This is a genomic window from Pseudomonas brassicacearum (assembly GCF_003732265.1).
In the GTDB taxonomy this organism is placed as follows: domain Bacteria; phylum Pseudomonadota; class Gammaproteobacteria; order Pseudomonadales; family Pseudomonadaceae; genus Aquipseudomonas; species Aquipseudomonas brassicacearum_D.
In genome coordinates this window covers 365,283-379,914 of sequence record NZ_MOBK01000006.1, presented here as the reverse complement: position 1 = coordinate 379,914, position 14,632 = coordinate 365,283, and the positions used below count along the sequence as shown (strand labels likewise).

Annotated in this window: 13 protein-coding genes and 1 tRNA gene; 9 read left to right on the top strand and 5 right to left on the bottom strand. The window is 58.8% G+C overall.

Annotated features, from left to right (window positions below; genetic code table 11):
• The 7 genes from BK660_RS14460 to BK660_RS14425 all read left to right on the top strand — a co-directional run bounded on the left by BK660_RS14460 (position 1) and on the right by BK660_RS14425 (position 9,038).
• The gene (locus BK660_RS14460) at positions 1-654 is read left to right on the top strand and encodes an urea amidolyase associated protein UAAP2 (RefSeq protein ID WP_123433841.1); all 654 of its coding nucleotides are present in this window, start codon (positions 1-3) and stop codon (positions 652-654) included.
• A gap of 307 nt (positions 655-961) precedes the next feature.
• Positions 962-4,603, top strand: coding sequence for an urea carboxylase (gene uca, locus BK660_RS14455; RefSeq protein ID WP_123433840.1), 3,642 nt, complete (start codon positions 962-964; stop codon positions 4,601-4,603).
• A 25-nt stretch (positions 4,604-4,628) separates the two neighbouring features.
• Positions 4,629-6,407: an allophanate hydrolase gene (gene atzF, locus BK660_RS14450; protein WP_123433839.1), complete on the top strand. Its 1,779-nt coding sequence runs from the start codon at positions 4,629-4,631 to the stop codon at positions 6,405-6,407.
• A gap of 234 nt (positions 6,408-6,641) precedes the next feature.
• A complete protein-coding gene (locus BK660_RS14440; RefSeq protein ID WP_123433838.1) occupies positions 6,642-6,836 on the top strand; it encodes a cysteine-rich CWC family protein in 195 nt (64 codons plus the stop codon).
• 57 nt (positions 6,837-6,893) lie between these two features.
• Positions 6,894-7,586 carry a pseudouridine synthase gene (locus BK660_RS14435; protein ID WP_123433837.1) on the top strand — a complete coding sequence of 231 codons (693 nt, stop codon included), beginning with the start codon at positions 6,894-6,896 and terminating at the stop codon, positions 7,584-7,586.
• A 311-nt stretch (positions 7,587-7,897) separates the two neighbouring features.
• Positions 7,898-8,782 carry an alpha/beta fold hydrolase gene (locus tag BK660_RS14430; protein WP_123433836.1) on the top strand — a complete coding sequence of 295 codons (885 nt, stop codon included), beginning with the start codon at positions 7,898-7,900 and terminating at the stop codon, positions 8,780-8,782.
• A gap of 182 nt (positions 8,783-8,964) precedes the next feature.
• Positions 8,965-9,038 (top strand) — tRNA-Gly (locus BK660_RS14425).
• Between the two features lie 303 nt (positions 9,039-9,341).
• Here BK660_RS14425 and BK660_RS14420 read toward each other — a convergent pair.
• Positions 9,342-9,527, bottom strand: a complete 186-nt coding sequence (locus BK660_RS14420) for a hypothetical protein (protein WP_123433835.1) — start codon at positions 9,525-9,527, stop codon at positions 9,342-9,344.
• A gap of 452 nt (positions 9,528-9,979) precedes the next feature.
• On the opposite strand from BK660_RS14420, the gene BK660_RS14415 reads away from it, so the two are divergent.
• Entirely contained in the window at positions 9,980-10,708 is a 729-nt protein-coding gene (locus tag BK660_RS14415; protein ID WP_123433834.1) for a class I SAM-dependent methyltransferase, read from the top strand.
• Positions 10,709-10,969: 261 nt separating this feature from the next.
• On the opposite strand, the gene tam is transcribed toward BK660_RS14415, so the two are convergent.
• Both tam and BK660_RS14400 read right to left on the bottom strand, forming a co-directional pair.
• Positions 10,970-11,740 (bottom strand): trans-aconitate 2-methyltransferase, encoded by a 771-nt coding sequence (gene tam, locus BK660_RS14410; RefSeq protein WP_123433833.1) that lies wholly within the window; start codon positions 11,738-11,740, stop codon positions 10,970-10,972.
• Positions 11,741-12,051: 311 nt separating this feature from the next.
• The gene (locus BK660_RS14400; protein ID WP_123433832.1) at positions 12,052-13,137 is read right to left on the bottom strand and encodes a type I restriction endonuclease; all 1,086 of its coding nucleotides are present in this window, start codon (positions 13,135-13,137) and stop codon (positions 12,052-12,054) included.
• A gap of 237 nt (positions 13,138-13,374) precedes the next feature.
• Between BK660_RS14400 and BK660_RS14395 the strand changes: the two genes are divergently transcribed.
• Positions 13,375-13,785, top strand: a complete 411-nt coding sequence (locus BK660_RS14395; RefSeq protein ID WP_123433831.1) for a low affinity iron permease family protein — start codon at positions 13,375-13,377, stop codon at positions 13,783-13,785.
• Positions 13,786-13,851: 66 nt separating this feature from the next.
• Here BK660_RS14395 and BK660_RS14390 read toward each other — a convergent pair whose 3' ends face one another.
• Entirely contained in the window at positions 13,852-14,355 is a 504-nt protein-coding gene (locus BK660_RS14390) for a DUF4142 domain-containing protein (RefSeq protein ID WP_123433830.1), read from the bottom strand.
• A gap of 75 nt (positions 14,356-14,430) precedes the next feature.
• Positions 14,431-14,589 carry a KGG domain-containing protein gene (locus tag BK660_RS14385; protein ID WP_081744010.1) on the bottom strand — a complete coding sequence of 53 codons (159 nt, stop codon included), beginning with the start codon at positions 14,587-14,589 and terminating at the stop codon, positions 14,431-14,433.
• Positions 14,590-14,632: the final 43 nt, after the last annotated feature.

The following is a 14,632-nucleotide window of genomic DNA, read 5'->3' as shown; positions in this document are numbered from 1 at the left end:
ATGTCACTTGCAATCTCTACCGCTGCCGTTCACACAAGCAGACAGCCCGACACCGCGATCTACCGTGCAACCATACCGGCCGGCGAACCGTGGCTGATGGAAGTCAAGGCCGGCCAGACCTTGCGCATCCTCGACCTGGAAGGCAATCAAGCCGTCGATACGTTGTTCTACAGCGTGGCCAACCCCAAGGAACGCTACGACGTGCAACGCACCCTGCGTCGACAAAACAGCGTGTACCTGAGCACCGGCAGCGTCCTGTATTCCAACCTCGGCAAACCGATGCTGACCATCGTCGCCGACACCTGCGGCCGTCACGACACCCTCGGCGGCGCCTGCGCGCAAGAGAGCAACACCGTGCGCTACGCCCTGGAAAAACGCTACATGCACAGCTGCCGCGACAACTACCTGCGCGCCTGCGTCCACGACGGGCGACTGGGCAAGGGCGACATCGGGCCGAACATCAACTTCTTCATGAATGTGCCGGTCACGGCGGACGGCGGCTTGACCTTTGCAGACGGCATTTCGGCACCGGGCAAATACGTCGACCTGCGGGCGGAAATGGACGTGATCGTGCTGATTTCCAACTGCCCGCAACTGAACAACCCGTGCAACGCCTACAACCCGACACCTGCGGAGTTACTGGTATGGAACTGAAAATCGCGCGGTTGCGCAGATGGTTATTCACCCTGTGCCAGTCCCGCTCCGGTCAGTGCCTGAAAAAGTAAAACCACCACAACTCAAATGTGGGAGCGGGCTTGCTCGCGAAGGGACCGTCACATTCAACATTGATGTCGACTGACACTCCGCTTTCGCGAGCAAGCCCGCTCCCACATTTGATCGACGGTGCTTTCAAGATTAGTGATTCTGCCGTCGGGGACGACCCCGGCGCTTATCGAAAAACTGCGGGACGGCCCGCATCCCAGGTCGAGGCTGATGCGCAATCGCCTCCGGGGGTTATGCCATGTTCGAAAAAGTCCTGATTGCCAACCGTGGCGCCATTGCCTGCCGCATCCTGCGCACCCTGCGTGAGTTGCAGGTCAACGGCGTCGCCGTGTACTCCGAAGCCGATGCCGCGAGCCTGCACCTCCTGCAAGCAGACGAGGCCCACAGCCTCGGCGAAGGCGCGGCCGCCGGCACCTATCTGGCGGTCGACAAGATCCTCGCCATCGCCAAATCTACTGGTGCCACGGCCATTCATCCCGGCTACGGTTTCCTTTCGGAAAACGCCGCTTTTGCCGAAGCCTGTGAAGCCGCCAACATCGCCTTCATCGGCCCTACTCCCGAACAGCTGCGCGTGTTCGGCCTCAAGCACACCGCCCGCGCCCTGGCCAAGCAACACGGCGTGCCAATGCTTGAAGGCACCGAACTGCTCGACAGCCTCGACGCCGCCCTGATCGCCGGCGAACAGGTCGGCTACCCGGTGATGCTCAAGAGCACTGCCGGCGGTGGCGGTATCGGCATGCGCGTGTGCCGCAGCGCGGCTGAACTGAGCGAATCCTTCGAAGCGGTGAAACGCCTCGGCCAGAACAATTTCAGTGATGCCGGCGTGTTCATCGAGAAGTACATCCAGCGCGCGCGGCACCTGGAAGTTCAGGTGTTCGGCGATGGTCGCGGCGAGGTGATTGCCCTCGGCGTGCGCGACTGCTCAGTACAACGGCGCAACCAGAAAGTCCTCGAAGAAACCCCGGCGCCGAACCTGCCTGAAGGCATGGCCGACGACCTGTGCGCAGCGGCGATCAAACTGGCGAAAGCGGTGAACTACCGCAGCGCCGGCACCGTGGAATTTGTCTTCGACAGCGAAGACCAGCGCTTCTATTTCCTTGAAGTGAACACCCGTTTGCAGGTCGAACACGGCGTTACCGAACAAGTCTGGGGCGTCGATCTGGTGCGCTGGATGGTCGAACTCGCCGCCGGTGATTTGCCGCCGCTGCGTGAGTTGAGCCAAGGGTTGAGAGCCGAAGGGCACGCGATTCAGGCACGGCTGTATGCCGAAGATCCGGGGCGTGATTTTCAGCCAAGCCCAGGCCTGCTCACCGCCGTAAATTTCCCGGCCGCCAACGGCATCCAACTGCGCATCGACACCTGGGTCGAGGCCGGTTGTGAGATCCCGCCGTACTTCGACCCGATGATCGCCAAGGTCATCAGTTGGGCACCAACCCGCGAAGAAGCACGCGCCGATCTGCATCAGGCATTGGGTGACAGCCTGCTTTATGGCGTGGAAACCAACCGCGATTATCTGCGGCAGATTTTGCAGGATGCGCCTTTCGCCAGCGGCCAGCCGTGGACGCGTTGCCTGGAAAACCTGGTGTATCAGGCCAACACTTTTGAAGTGCTCAGCGCCGGGACGCAAACCAGCGTTCAGGACTATCCCGGCCGCCTCGGTTATTGGGCGGTGGGCGTGCCGCCGTCGGGGCCGATGGACAGTCGCGCGCTGCGTCTGGGCAATCTGTTGCTGGGCAACGAAGAAGGTGCCGCCGCGCTGGAAATCACCATGAGCGGGCCGTTGCTGCGCTTCAATTGTGATGCCGTGGTGGCGGTGACCGGGGCGGTGATTCCGCTGACGCTGAACGGTGAATCCGTTGCAATGAACACGGCGCTGCTGATTCCGGCCGGTGCCGCATTGAGTCTCGGAACGATTGCCGGTGCGGGCGCGCGCAGCTATCTGTGCGTACGCGGTGGCTTGCAGGTTCCGGACTATCTGGGGAGCAAAAGCACCTTCACCCTCGGTCAGTTTGGCGGGCACGGCGGTCGTGCGTTGCGGGCGGGGGATGTGTTGCATGTACCGGCGTTGAATGACCGTAGTGTCGGTGCGCAACTGCCTGACATCGCCGGTTTGCCTGCGGTGCGGACAATCCGCGTGATCTACGGCCCGCATGGCGCGCCGGAATACTTCACTGAAAATTACATCGGCACGTTCTTCGCGACCCAGTGGGAAGTGCATTTCAACTCCAGCCGGACCGGCGTGCGCCTGATCGGGCCGAAGCCGGAATGGGTGCGTGCCGACGGCGGTGAAGCGGGGCTGCATCCGTCGAACATTCATGACAATCCGTATGCCATCGGGGCGGTGGATTTTACCGGGGATATGCCGGTGATCCTCGGCCCGGACGGCCCGAGCCTCGGTGGGTTTGTGTGCCCGGTGACCGTGATCGAGGCGGACCTTTGGCAGCTTGGCCAATTGAAGGCCGGGGACAAAGTGCAATTCATCCCCGTCGATATCCAGACCGCCCGCACCCTCGCCTTGAAATGGAATTCCCCTTGTGGGAGCGAGCCTGCTCGCGATGACGGCAGTACAGCCAACATTGATGTGACTGACACACCGCTATCGCGAGCAGGCTCACTCCTACAGAGGGTTGTGTCGCCTGTGGTGCTGGATTTGGGTCAGGGGGATACGCGGCTGGTTGCACGCCTTTCCGGGGATACTCACCTGCTGCTCGAAATCGGCGCGCCGGAGCTCGATCTTGTCTTGCGCTTCCGCGCCCACGCCCTCATGCAAGCGCTGGAAAGCAAACACCTGCACGGTGTGATCGACCTCACTCCGGGCATCCGTTCGCTGCAAGTGCACTACCAACCCGAGCAACTGCCGCTGGCCGACCTGCTCGGCATCGTCGCCGGTGAATGGGACGCCGTGTGCGCCGCCAAGGACTTGCAAGTGCCCTCGCGCATCGTGCACTTGCCGTTGTCCTGGGACGACCCGGCCTGCCAGCTCGCCATCGAGAAATACATGACCACCGTGCGCAAGGACGCGCCGTGGTGCCCGAGCAATCTGGAGTTCATCCGCCGCATCAACGACCTGCCCAACCTCGACGAAGTGCAGCGCACGGTGTTCGACGCCAGCTACCTGGTGATGGGCCTGGGCGACGTTTACCTCGGCGCACCGGTCGCCACCCCACTCGACCCGCGTCATCGTCTGGTGACCACCAAATACAACCCGGCCCGCACCTGGACCGCGGAAAATTCGGTGGGCATCGGCGGCGCCTACATGTGCGTCTACGGCATGGAAGGCCCCGGCGGCTATCAGTTTGTCGGGCGCACTTTGCAGATGTGGAACCGCTACCGCGAAGTCGCCGCATTCGATGGTAAACCGTGGTTGTTGCGCTTCTTCGACCAGATCCGTTTCTACCCGGTGAGCGCCGATGAACTGCTGCGCATCCGCAAGGACTTCCCGCTCGGGCGTTTCGAGCTGAACATCGAACACAGCCAGTTGAACCTCGCGGACTATCAGGCATTCCTGGCGAAAGAAGCCGAGACCATCGCTGCGTTTCGCGATCAGCAGCAAGGCGCTTTCAACGCTGAACGCGAACGCTGGATTGCCAGCGGTCAGGCGCATTTCGACAGCGAAGAATTGGTCCCGGAAGCGACCGAAGATGCCGCTCTCGCCAGCGGTGAAATGAGCGTCGACAGCCACATCGCCGGCAACCTCTGGCAGGTTCAAGTGGAGACCGGCAGCCGTGTGGAAGCCGGCGATGTGCTGGTGATTCTGGAGTCGATGAAGATGGAAATTCCGCTGCTAGCGCCGACGGCCGGCGTGGTGCGTGAGATTCGTGTGCAGCCCGGATCCGCCGTGCGCGCCGGACAGCGCGTCGTGGTGCTGGAACTCGACTGAACCTATTTCGAAAAGGATTAACGCCATGAACATCAATCTGCAACTCGACGCCCTGCGCAGCGCTTATCGCCTCGGCAACATCACGCCCCGTCAATTGCTGCTGGGTCTGCGCGACAAAGCCGCGGCGCTGAACCCGGACTATCACCTGTTCATCCACTTGCTCAGTGTCGAAGAACTGGAACCGTACCTCGCCGCCCTCGACGGCTGCGACATCGACAGCCTGCCGCTGTACGGCGTGCCGTTCGCGATCAAGGACAACATCGACCTGGCGGGCATTCCGACCACAGCAGCGTGTCCTGATTTCGCCTATGTGCCGGAGCGTTCGGCGACCATCGTCGAGCAGTTGCTGGCGCTGGGGGCGATCCCGTTGGGCAAGACCAACCTCGATCAATTTGCCACCGGCCTCAATGGCAGCCGTTCACCGTATGGCGCGTGCCCGAACAGCGTGTTGGCGGAATATCCGTCGGGCGGTTCCAGCGCCGGGTCTTCGTTGGCAGTAGCGTTGGGTGTGGCGAGTTTTTCGTTGGGCACCGACACCGCAGGATCGGGGCGTGTGCCGGCGGGGTTGAATAATCTGGTGGGATTGAAAGCCACCAAAGGCTTGATCTCCACAGCCGGTGTGGTGCCGGCCTGTCGCACGCTCGATTGCGTCACGACCTTCACCGCGACCGCTCGCGAGGCCAGCCAGTTACTCGCGCTCACCGCACACCTCGACCCGCGCGATGAATACAGCCGTAGCAATCCGCAGTGGAATGACGGCGCAGCATTCGGTACACCGCGCCCGTTCCGCTTCGGCGTGCCGCGTGCGCAGGACCTGGAATTCTTCGGTTGCCCCGAAGGCCCGCTATTGTTCGGGGATGCCATCGACCGGCTCAAGGCCTTGGGCGGTGAAGCCGTCGAACTGGATATGTCGCCGTTTCTCGAAGCGGCTCGTTTGCTCTACGAAGGACCATGGGTGGCCGAGCGCTACAGCGTGGCCGGGGAATTGATGGAGCAAAAACCACAAGCCGTGTTGCCGGTGATTCGTGCGGTGCTGGCCAAGGCGCCGGCGGTGACCGGCGTACAAACCTTTCGCGCGCAGTATCGGCTGCAAGCCTTGAAGGCGCTGTGCGACAAGGCACTGGAAGGCCTCGATTGCGTGCTCACGCCGACCATAGGCCGCCCGGTGACACTGGCGCAACTGGACGCCGAACCGGTGCTGCGCAATTCGGAACTGGGCTACTACACCAACTTCATGAACCTGCTCGACTACGCCGCCGTCGCCGTACCCAGCGCCTTCATGGGCAATGGCCTGCCGTGGGGCGTGACCCTGTTTGGCCGGGCGTTTACCGATCAGTACTTGCTGAGCGTGGCGGACGCTTTCCAGCGCCAGCAAGGCTTGACCACGGCGGCGCCGACGACGGTCGCGCGTAACGATCGGGCGCGGCTGGTGGTGTGTGGCGCGCACCTGGACGGCTTGGCGCTGAACTGGCAATTGAAGCGGCGCGGGGCGCGGCTGGTCGAGACGACGTTCAGTTCGCCAGACTATCAACTGTATGCCTTGGCCGGCGGCCCGCCGTTTCGTCCGGGGATGGTTCGGGTAAAGGATGGCGGCGTGGCGATTGCGGTGGAGGTTTGGGAATTGCCGAGCAGCGAGTTGGGCTCGTTCTTGACTGGAATCCCGGCACCGCTCGGATTGGGCAAAGTGCAACTGGCGGACGGACGCTGGGAGAGCGGGTTTATCTGCGAAGCGTATGGATTAGAAGGCGCGGTGGACATCAGCCACCTCGGTGGCTGGCGCGCCTACCTGCAATCCCGAACCTGAACCCAATCCCCTGTGGGAGCGAGCCTGCTCGCGATGGCGTCAGCACATTCAACACAAATGTCGTCTGACCCACCGCTATCGCGAGCAGGCTCACTCCCACAAGGTGCGTGTCCGACGCAATGCAGCAGTTATTTCCCGGCAGTGCCGTTAGAATGCCTGCCTTTGGCGCACAGCCAAACAATCCGGCCGTAATCGCACCTGCGTGGAAAGTCTCACTCCAGCTATGAATAATCCATGAACACGCCTGACTTCTGCCCGGCCTGCGGCGCGTCCAACGACTGCACCCTGGCCGATCCGAAAACCGCCGATCGCGCCTGTTGGTGCTACGGCGTCAGCATCGACCCGGCCGTGCTCGAAGCGCTGCCGCCGGAACTGCGTGACAAATCCTGCCTGTGCCCACGCTGCGCGCAGGTCGAGGCGCAGCTGTAAGCACGCGCCCGGCCGATCACGTAAGATACGCGGCCCTTTTCCCACCGAACCCTTGCCATGCGCGTTGACCGTTTCCTCAGTAACCTGCCGCGCTTCAACCGTAAGCAAGTGCGCCTGTTGCTGGTGGAAAAGCGCGTGCGGATCGACGGCAACATTGTCAGCGACCCGCATGCCGAGGTGCTCGAGTTCAGCCGCGTCGAGGTCGATGAAGAAGTCCTGCAAGCCGGCAAGCCAGCGCGCTACTTCATGCTGCACAAGCCACCCGGCTGCGTCAGCGCCACCCGCGACCCCGAACACCCGACGGTCCTCGACCTGATCCACGAGCCGGACAAGGACGAGTTGCACATCGCCGGTCGTCTCGATTTCAACACCACCGGTCTGATGCTGATCACCAATGACGGCAGCTGGTCGCGACGCCTGACTCAACCGCAAACCAAACTGCCCAAGGTCTACTACGTCGAGACCGAGCAGGACATCGGCCCGGAATATGCGGTGAAATTCACTGAAGGGCTGTACTTCGCTTTCGAAGAGCTCACCACCCAGCCCGCCGAGCTGGAACTGCTGGGACCGAAATCGGCGCGGCTGAGCATTGTCGAAGGCCGGTACCACCAGGTGAAGCGCATGTTCGGCCATTTCGACAACAAGGTCCTGCGCCTGCACCGCGAACGCATGGGCCCGCTGGCGCTCGATAACGCGCTAAAACCGGGCGAGTACCGCGCATTGCGCACCGAAGAGATTCATTTGTTCTAAGCAGGCGACCGCTCAGCAGAAGTTGTCGAACAATTCACCGATGACACTTGCGCGATGACGCCGCCCCTGCTTGAATCAGGTCGTCAGCCGAAATGTGACTGACGAGTCACAACATACTTCTAAGAAACTTTTTGTCGGTTAGAGAACCCTCAGGTTCCGCCTCAGACCGGCAGACTGCCCGCCAATAATAATACCCGTCGACCTGCTGTACGGATCGACATGGGCCTCCAAATTCCAGGCGTATGCCTACCTGTCACAAAGCTCGTGCAATCTCATTTGCGCGCATACCCGCTTGCCAGGAGTCTTATGACATGAGGCCAGAAATCGCTGTGCTGGATATACAGGGTCAGTATCGGGTTTACACGGAGTTCTATCGCGCAGACGCCGCAGAGAAGACCATTATCCTGGTCAACGGCTCGATGGCCACGACTGCGTCGTTTGCACAAACCGTGAAAAACCTTCATCCGCAGTTCAATGTGGTTTGCTACGACCAGCCCTACGCGGGCAAGTCCAAGGCGCACAACCTGCACGAGAAATTGCTGACCAAGGAAGTCGAAGGGCAGATCCTCCTGGAGCTGATCGACCACTTCGGCGCCGAACACGTGCTGTCGTTTTCCTGGGGCGGTGCCGCGACCCTGGTCGCCCTCGCCCAACGGCCACGCCGGATCGAAAAAGCCGTGATCAGCTCATTCTCCCCGGAGATCAACGCGCACATGCTCGACTACCTCGAGCGCGGCGTCGATTACCTCGGCAGCCGCGACGGCGACCGGGTCGGCAACCTGGTGAACAGCACCATCGGCAAACATTTGCCGACCCTGTTCAAGCGCTTCAACTACCGGCACGTCAGCAGCCTGGCCGATCATGAATACGGGCAGATGCACTTCCACATCAACGACCTGCTGCACAGTGATCGCCAGTGCTTTCTTCAGGCCGCGGAAAAAATCAACGTACCGGTGCTGTTCATGAACGGCGAATGGGACGAATACACCGCCGCCGATGGCGCGCGCTTGTTCGCCAACCATGTGCAACACGCCACCTTCACGACCCTGGAAGCCACCGGCCACTTTCTCGACATGGAACACAAAGCCGCCTGCCGAGACAGCCGCAATGCCCTGCTGGGGTTCCTGAAACCTGAACCACACACCAGTCGAACGCGTTACCACTACGTCCAGGATCACCATGCACTGGCAATCTGAAACAGCGTCCTCGCGAGCAAGCGTCGCCCTACAGTAGTTCAACGCATTCCTGTAGGCGCGAGGCTTGCCCGCGATAGACCGTTTTTGCGGTGTGTGCCTTGCTACATCTGCGCTAAAGCTATCCCGCGCAAAGAAAAACTTCATTTCCACGCGCACATCTGGTACAAAGTCAGCCGCTCTGAGCGGGTGTCGTATAATGGCATTACTCCAGCTTCCCAAGCTGATAACGAGGGTTCGATTCCCTTCACCCGCTCCAATCGAATTTTGGTCTCACGTTGAGGATGTTTAGACGGGGGATGTAGAGATAAGAAAAAACCGGTCCTTCGTGGCCGGTTTTTTTATGGGCGGGATTTGTGTGCAGCGCTGACTCTTCGGCCGGTACTGCCAGTCAACGCCAGCCGATCAATTTGGCCGTGAGTTGTACGACGCCGCCGATCAGTTGTGGACGGTAGATAGCCGACAAGCGTTAGTTGGTGGGAGGTTGCCAGGGAGGGCACAACGATGAGGTTTGTTTCAGCGCTCCGATACTACGAAAAAAGGTATCTGAGCCGACAGAGAATTAAAGATGCTTTGCGACAAAAGCGACGACGACAAACAGGGTCAGCGCGAATGCAGCACCGATGCTGAACGGCAACAACGTAGTGCGGATTTTGGTCGGGGCCGGGCGTCTCATCTCTTCAGCTAAAGCCTCCATTTCACGATGCAATTGCTCGATGCTTGCTCGATTACTACGATGTGTGGACATGTTTCTTTCTCCTCTCGCGGACCGTGTTGAGTCCGTGAATTGTCGCGGTCGTTCTGGAGCATTGATCATCCTTCTCGGCTTTTAGCCGCCAACCTAAGCGTCGCTTTCTGCGAAGCCGGCAAAATCTATCGGACGTCAATCACTCAGCACCCATCGTGCAGTCCGTTCTGCGGAGCACTATGTCCCGTCTACCCACCAGTGGATAGCGGGTGATTCCCGCTTAGGTCGTAGGCAAAATCCGAGAGCTGCGCATGAAACAGCGTTAACTGTTTTCGCTCAGTTGATCGTCTTGTTGCCCCTTGTTTCTTCGGGATACTCTCGCATTTTCGCCATCTCCAACGCCCCCTCCCCCCGCGCGACCATCAACGAATACGCGCCACAACGCTTCGAGGGAAACCAATCGGCGCGGCCCAAATTCCGTCCACCAACGATCTCAACGAGAGCAACCCGACATGACTCAAAACATCTACGACGATCCGGAGTTTTTCCAGGGCTACAGCCAAATGGGCCGTTCCCTCGGAGGCCTCGACGCAGCACCGGAATGGCCAACACTCAAATCAATGCTGCCACCGATGAAAGGCCTGAAGGTCGTAGACCTCGGTTGCGGTTACGGCTGGTTCAGCCGCTGGGCCAGTGAGCGAGGCGCTGATAGCGTGCTCGGTCTGGACGTCTCGGAGAAGATGCTGGAGCAGGCTCGCAAAACTACATCGGCGGAAAATATCCACTATTCACGGGCAGATCTGGAACAGCTTGATTTACCCAAAGGCGGTTTCGACCTGGCGTACAGCTCACTGGCGCTGCACTACATCAAGGATCTGCCGGGGTTGTTCGCGACGATCCACGCGGCCCTTCAACCTGGTTCGCGCTTTGTGTTTTCCATCGAGCATCCGATCTTCATGGCTCCGCGCAATCCGGGATGGTTGATCGACGGCGAGGGCCGCAAGCGGTGGCCGGTGGACAGTTATCAACGGGAAGGCGAGCGGGTGACGAACTGGCTGGCGGAAGGCGTGATCAAGCAGCACCGAACCCTTGGCACGCTGTTCAATACGCTGATTGGCGCGGGTTTCAGCATCGAGCATGTCAACGAATGGGGGCCGAGCGATGCCGAGGTCGCGGCGCAACCGGCGCTGGCCGAAGAGCGGGAACGGCCGATGATGTTGCTGGTTAGCGTTCATCGCTAAGAGCCACGCCGGGTTCTTGTATATTTTGCGTATAGGTCTTTGAAATCAGGTAAAGAAGCAGTAGTGCGGTGTTGGTCCTGACTACAGGTGCCTTATTCTGTCAGCTCAACATTCACCTAGAGATCTACATGGACAATTCAGAGTTGGGGATCATGATCATTTCGTTGATCGGGTTGTTCGGCTTTGCTTCGTTTATTTTTGAATACTTGAGTGCCAAACACAGGGACAGATAACGCTCAGCGTGATCCGTCCCTTTTTGCATTATCGAGTCGCAACAATAAACAACCGCGGAAACGGCAACAGCACCGAACCATCGTTCAACGCCGGATAAGCCTGCTCAATCGCCGCGTGGTATTGCTTGAGGTATTGCACCTTTTCCGCGTCATCCAGCGGTTCGAGAAACGGCCGCAAACCGCTGCCCTTGAACCACTCGACCACACCCGACGCGCCACCCGCCAGCGGATGATGGTAGGTGGTGCGCCACACATCGACGCGCGCACAGTGCGGCCGCAGCATCGAGTAGTAATCGCTGGCACTGGCCATCTCTGTGCGTTGACCGGCGGCATCCGCCAGTTTGCTGGCCCACGGGCCTTCGGCGGCTACTTCGCGCATCAGGCGATGGGACGGTTCGTTGAGGTTGTCGGGCATCTGGATGGCCAGGCTGCCGCCCTCGGTCAGTCGGGTGGCCAGCGACGGCAGTAACGTCGCGTGATCGGGCAGCCATTGCAACACGGCGTTGGCGAAAATCACGTCGAACGGGCCGCTATCGTTCCAGGTTCCGATATCAACGGTGTCGAACTGCACGTTTGGCAGGCGCTTGCGAGCGGCCTCGATCATGTCGGTCGAACTGTCGACGCCACGCACCGTGGCGCCGGTGAAGCGCTCGACCAGCAACTCGGTCGAATTGCCAGGACCGCACCCGATGTCGATGGCTGAGCGCGCATCCACCAGCGGGATGGCCGCGAGCAGGTCTCGTGCCGGGCGGGTGCGTTCATCTTCAAAAGCGACGTATTGTTTGGCGGACCAACTCATTGCGTTCTCCTGTCGGTGCGTTGTTGCGAGGCGATGGGTAACTTGAGTTGGGTAGTGAAACTGAAGTAGCAAACAACAGCCACAAAAAACCGACCACCTAGGCTTATGCCGGAGAAGCACAAGCGATAAGAAACCTGTGGCGAGGGAGCTTGCTCCCGCTGGGGTGCGAAGCGTCCCCCCTTTCTCACCCAAAAAAGAAGGGGACTGCTGCGCAGTCCAGCGGGAGCAAGCTCCCTCGCCACAAGGTATGCATCATCCTTAACTGGCATTGGCCGTATCGGCCAATCTTTGCTGGTTTACGACAATCGATGCTAGGCGTAATACCCAACCGTCTTCTTCAAATGATCCGAATACTCGTAGATATCGTCTACCGAATTTATCGCGTGTCGGGTTTCATTCTTCTCTTCGTCAAAAATGCCGATGTACTTCTGTGAACGATTGAAGTGCAGGCGACAGATCGGTTTACGGTTGTTGTCGTCGAGCAGAATACCGAAGTAACTCTGAGTGTCGCGCTGAACAATCCGCTTGGCATCGACCACAGACCGGACCACGGCACGAACGATGTGATACCCCTCCAGTTCTTCCAATGTCGTCAGGACCTTGTCCTCCGACTCGTCCCGCACATCCGGTTGATCAGCCCCGCTGGACGAAACTGGCAGAGAAGCCAACGCAGGTTGTATGGCACCGCTCATGGCGGACTTGAGCCTGTCGTTGATTTGATCATTGAGAAATTGCACCACCGCTTTTCTTGTCAGTTCATGAAACTGCTCGCGGACCTTTTGAGTAATCACCCCGTCGTAGACACGCGAAGCGAACACTTTGACGAAGTCGTCATCGGGTTTGCTGACTTGAGCCGCAATGACCTTTTTGATTTGGCTGACGTACTTCAATTCACCTGCGGCGCTGATGATCGAATCCACATCGAAAGCTGATTTGGTGAGTTTTACCAATTCCGGGACGGAATACTCATCGATGTCCAACAGGTCGAGTTCAAGGAACGGCTTCTCATCCATCTTGTTGGGCGCATCCAGGTCGGTGAAGAATTTGTAGACCTGACCGTTAGTAAGGATGGAGATTCGAGCGCTGGTGACATGGAAATAACGAAACAACTGAGACGCGTGATTGATGTGGAGTGGCTCGCCTATTTTTTTGCATTCGATGAGGATCTGAACTTCTCCTCCCTTCATGATTGCGTAATCAATTTTTTCTCCTTTTTTCGTGCCGATATCGCAAACGAACTCGGGAGTCACTTCAGTCGGATCGAAGACATCGTAGCCCAGTACTGTGCTGATAAACGGCATGACAAAAGCGTTTTTGGTCGCTTCTTCCGTCTGAATTGCAGCGCTCTGCAAACGAACTTTGGCGGCTAGACTTGCTAACTTTTCGAAGAATTCCATGAGTGACCTCTGAGCTGGTTTCGATCCGTGTGCTTGCATGCTGGCAAATTGACTGCCCTTGATACTAGACACAAACCGGCACAAAGAAAGATTCCGATCAGGATTTGCGAAATACAGAGGTTTCTTACATCCGAAGCCAGCGCAATACGGCCTTCCATGAGTGCGCAAAACCCGAAAGAATTTTCATCCTGTCCGCGCTGTCACACATTCAGGCGCATCCCAATAAGGAACACGGCTATGAAATTCGCAAAAATCTCGCAGAAACTCGCCCTGTGGGCCGGCAGCCCCAAGACATTCATGGGGGCGCTTATTCTTATTATTCTGTGGGCCCTGAGCGGTCCTATTTTTGGCTTCAACGACACCTGGCAACTGGTCATCAACACCTCCACCACCATCATCACGTTCCTGATGGTGTTCCTGATCCAGAACACGCAGAACCGCGACACCGACATCCTGCATTTGAAAATCGATGAGTTGCTGCGGGTGAACAAGGAGGCGCAGAACGCGATGCTGGGGCTGGAGTTGTTGGACCTCAAGCAACTGGAGGCGCTGCGCCGGCACTATCGGGCCATGGGCGAAAAAGATGTGCATGACCTGGCGGGGCTGGCGACGACGAGCCAGCGCAAACAGGATTTGAATAAGTGCTGAACACAAACAAAACGGCGCGTGATGTAAATCACGCGCCGTTTGCTTTAAACGTCGTAAAAAACCGGGTTATAGACCGGCCTGCAACGCCCTGGCCATTTGTAGATGGTTTTGCAGTTTGGGCAGGGTTTCTTCAGCGAACGCTTTGATTTGCGGAATGTCCGTGGTTTGCGCTTGCTGCTGAAGTTGCTCGATGGCTTGCTGAGTGGTTTTCACCTGACTGGCGGCGTAGGCCTGATCAAAGGTTGCGCCGTCCATCGCTTGCGGCATCAAGGCTTTGGCCTTGTCGACCACTTCTTCGCGCGGGGCCACTGGCAAATCCAGTTGTTTGGCGATTTTCGCCAGGTGCTGGTTGGCGGTGGTGCGGTCGTTGATGACGACGATGGTGTAGTCCTTGACCTCTTTGGATTCGGATTTCTGATGCGCCAGGCGACTGGCTTCGATGTCGGCCATGCCTTGGGCCGAGGTATCGTTGATGAATTCGGCGGGGGACTGGGCAAAGGCACTGCTGGCGCACAATCCCAGTAACGTGGCGAAACCTGTGTTACGTATTCGGGTGGCCATCCGGCTCATGGTCGCGCCCTCCTTCTGAAAAAATTCAAGCGGGAGCTTGCGCCCCCGCCTCTCGATCAAAACCACCTTCAATCACTACTTGGACTTCTGAGGACCTTTGCGGCCCATCTCGGGTTTCGTAGAGTCTTTATCAACAGTCGTTGTGGTGGTTTTCCCACCTTTGCGACCGGCTTCAGACGCCTTCGTTCGATCGTTGGCGAAGTTTCCCGAGTTCGAGTTTCTTGAGTTAGGCATGATTCTCTACCTCTTGGTAAATGATCCAGGCGAGCAGCAGCCC

Coding starts and splice junctions, on each gene's coding strand:
- tam (WP_123433833.1), bottom strand. CDS start 11,740: ATGAGTTGGTCCGCCAAACAATACGTCGCTTTTGAAGATGAACGCACC.
- BK660_RS14395 (WP_123433831.1), top strand. CDS start 13,375: ATGAAATTCGCAAAAATCTCGCAGAAACTCGCCCTGTGGGCCGGCAGC.
- BK660_RS14430 (WP_123433836.1), top strand. CDS start 7,898: ATGAGGCCAGAAATCGCTGTGCTGGATATACAGGGTCAGTATCGGGTT.
- BK660_RS14435 (WP_123433837.1), top strand. CDS start 6,894: ATGCGCGTTGACCGTTTCCTCAGTAACCTGCCGCGCTTCAACCGTAAG.
- BK660_RS14440 (WP_123433838.1), top strand. CDS start 6,642: ATGAACACGCCTGACTTCTGCCCGGCCTGCGGCGCGTCCAACGACTGC.
- BK660_RS14460 (WP_123433841.1), top strand. CDS start 1: ATGTCACTTGCAATCTCTACCGCTGCCGTTCACACAAGCAGACAGCCC.
- BK660_RS14390 (WP_123433830.1), bottom strand. CDS start 14,355: ATGAGCCGGATGGCCACCCGAATACGTAACACAGGTTTCGCCACGTTA.
- BK660_RS14385 (WP_081744010.1), bottom strand. CDS start 14,589: ATGCCTAACTCAAGAAACTCGAACTCGGGAAACTTCGCCAACGATCGA.
- BK660_RS14420 (WP_123433835.1), bottom strand. CDS start 9,527: ATGTCCACACATCGTAGTAATCGAGCAAGCATCGAGCAATTGCATCGT.
- atzF (WP_123433839.1), top strand. CDS start 4,629: ATGAACATCAATCTGCAACTCGACGCCCTGCGCAGCGCTTATCGCCTC.
- uca (WP_123433840.1), top strand. CDS start 962: ATGTTCGAAAAAGTCCTGATTGCCAACCGTGGCGCCATTGCCTGCCGC.
- BK660_RS14400 (WP_123433832.1), bottom strand. CDS start 13,137: ATGGAATTCTTCGAAAAGTTAGCAAGTCTAGCCGCCAAAGTTCGTTTG.
- BK660_RS14415 (WP_123433834.1), top strand. CDS start 9,980: ATGACTCAAAACATCTACGACGATCCGGAGTTTTTCCAGGGCTACAGC.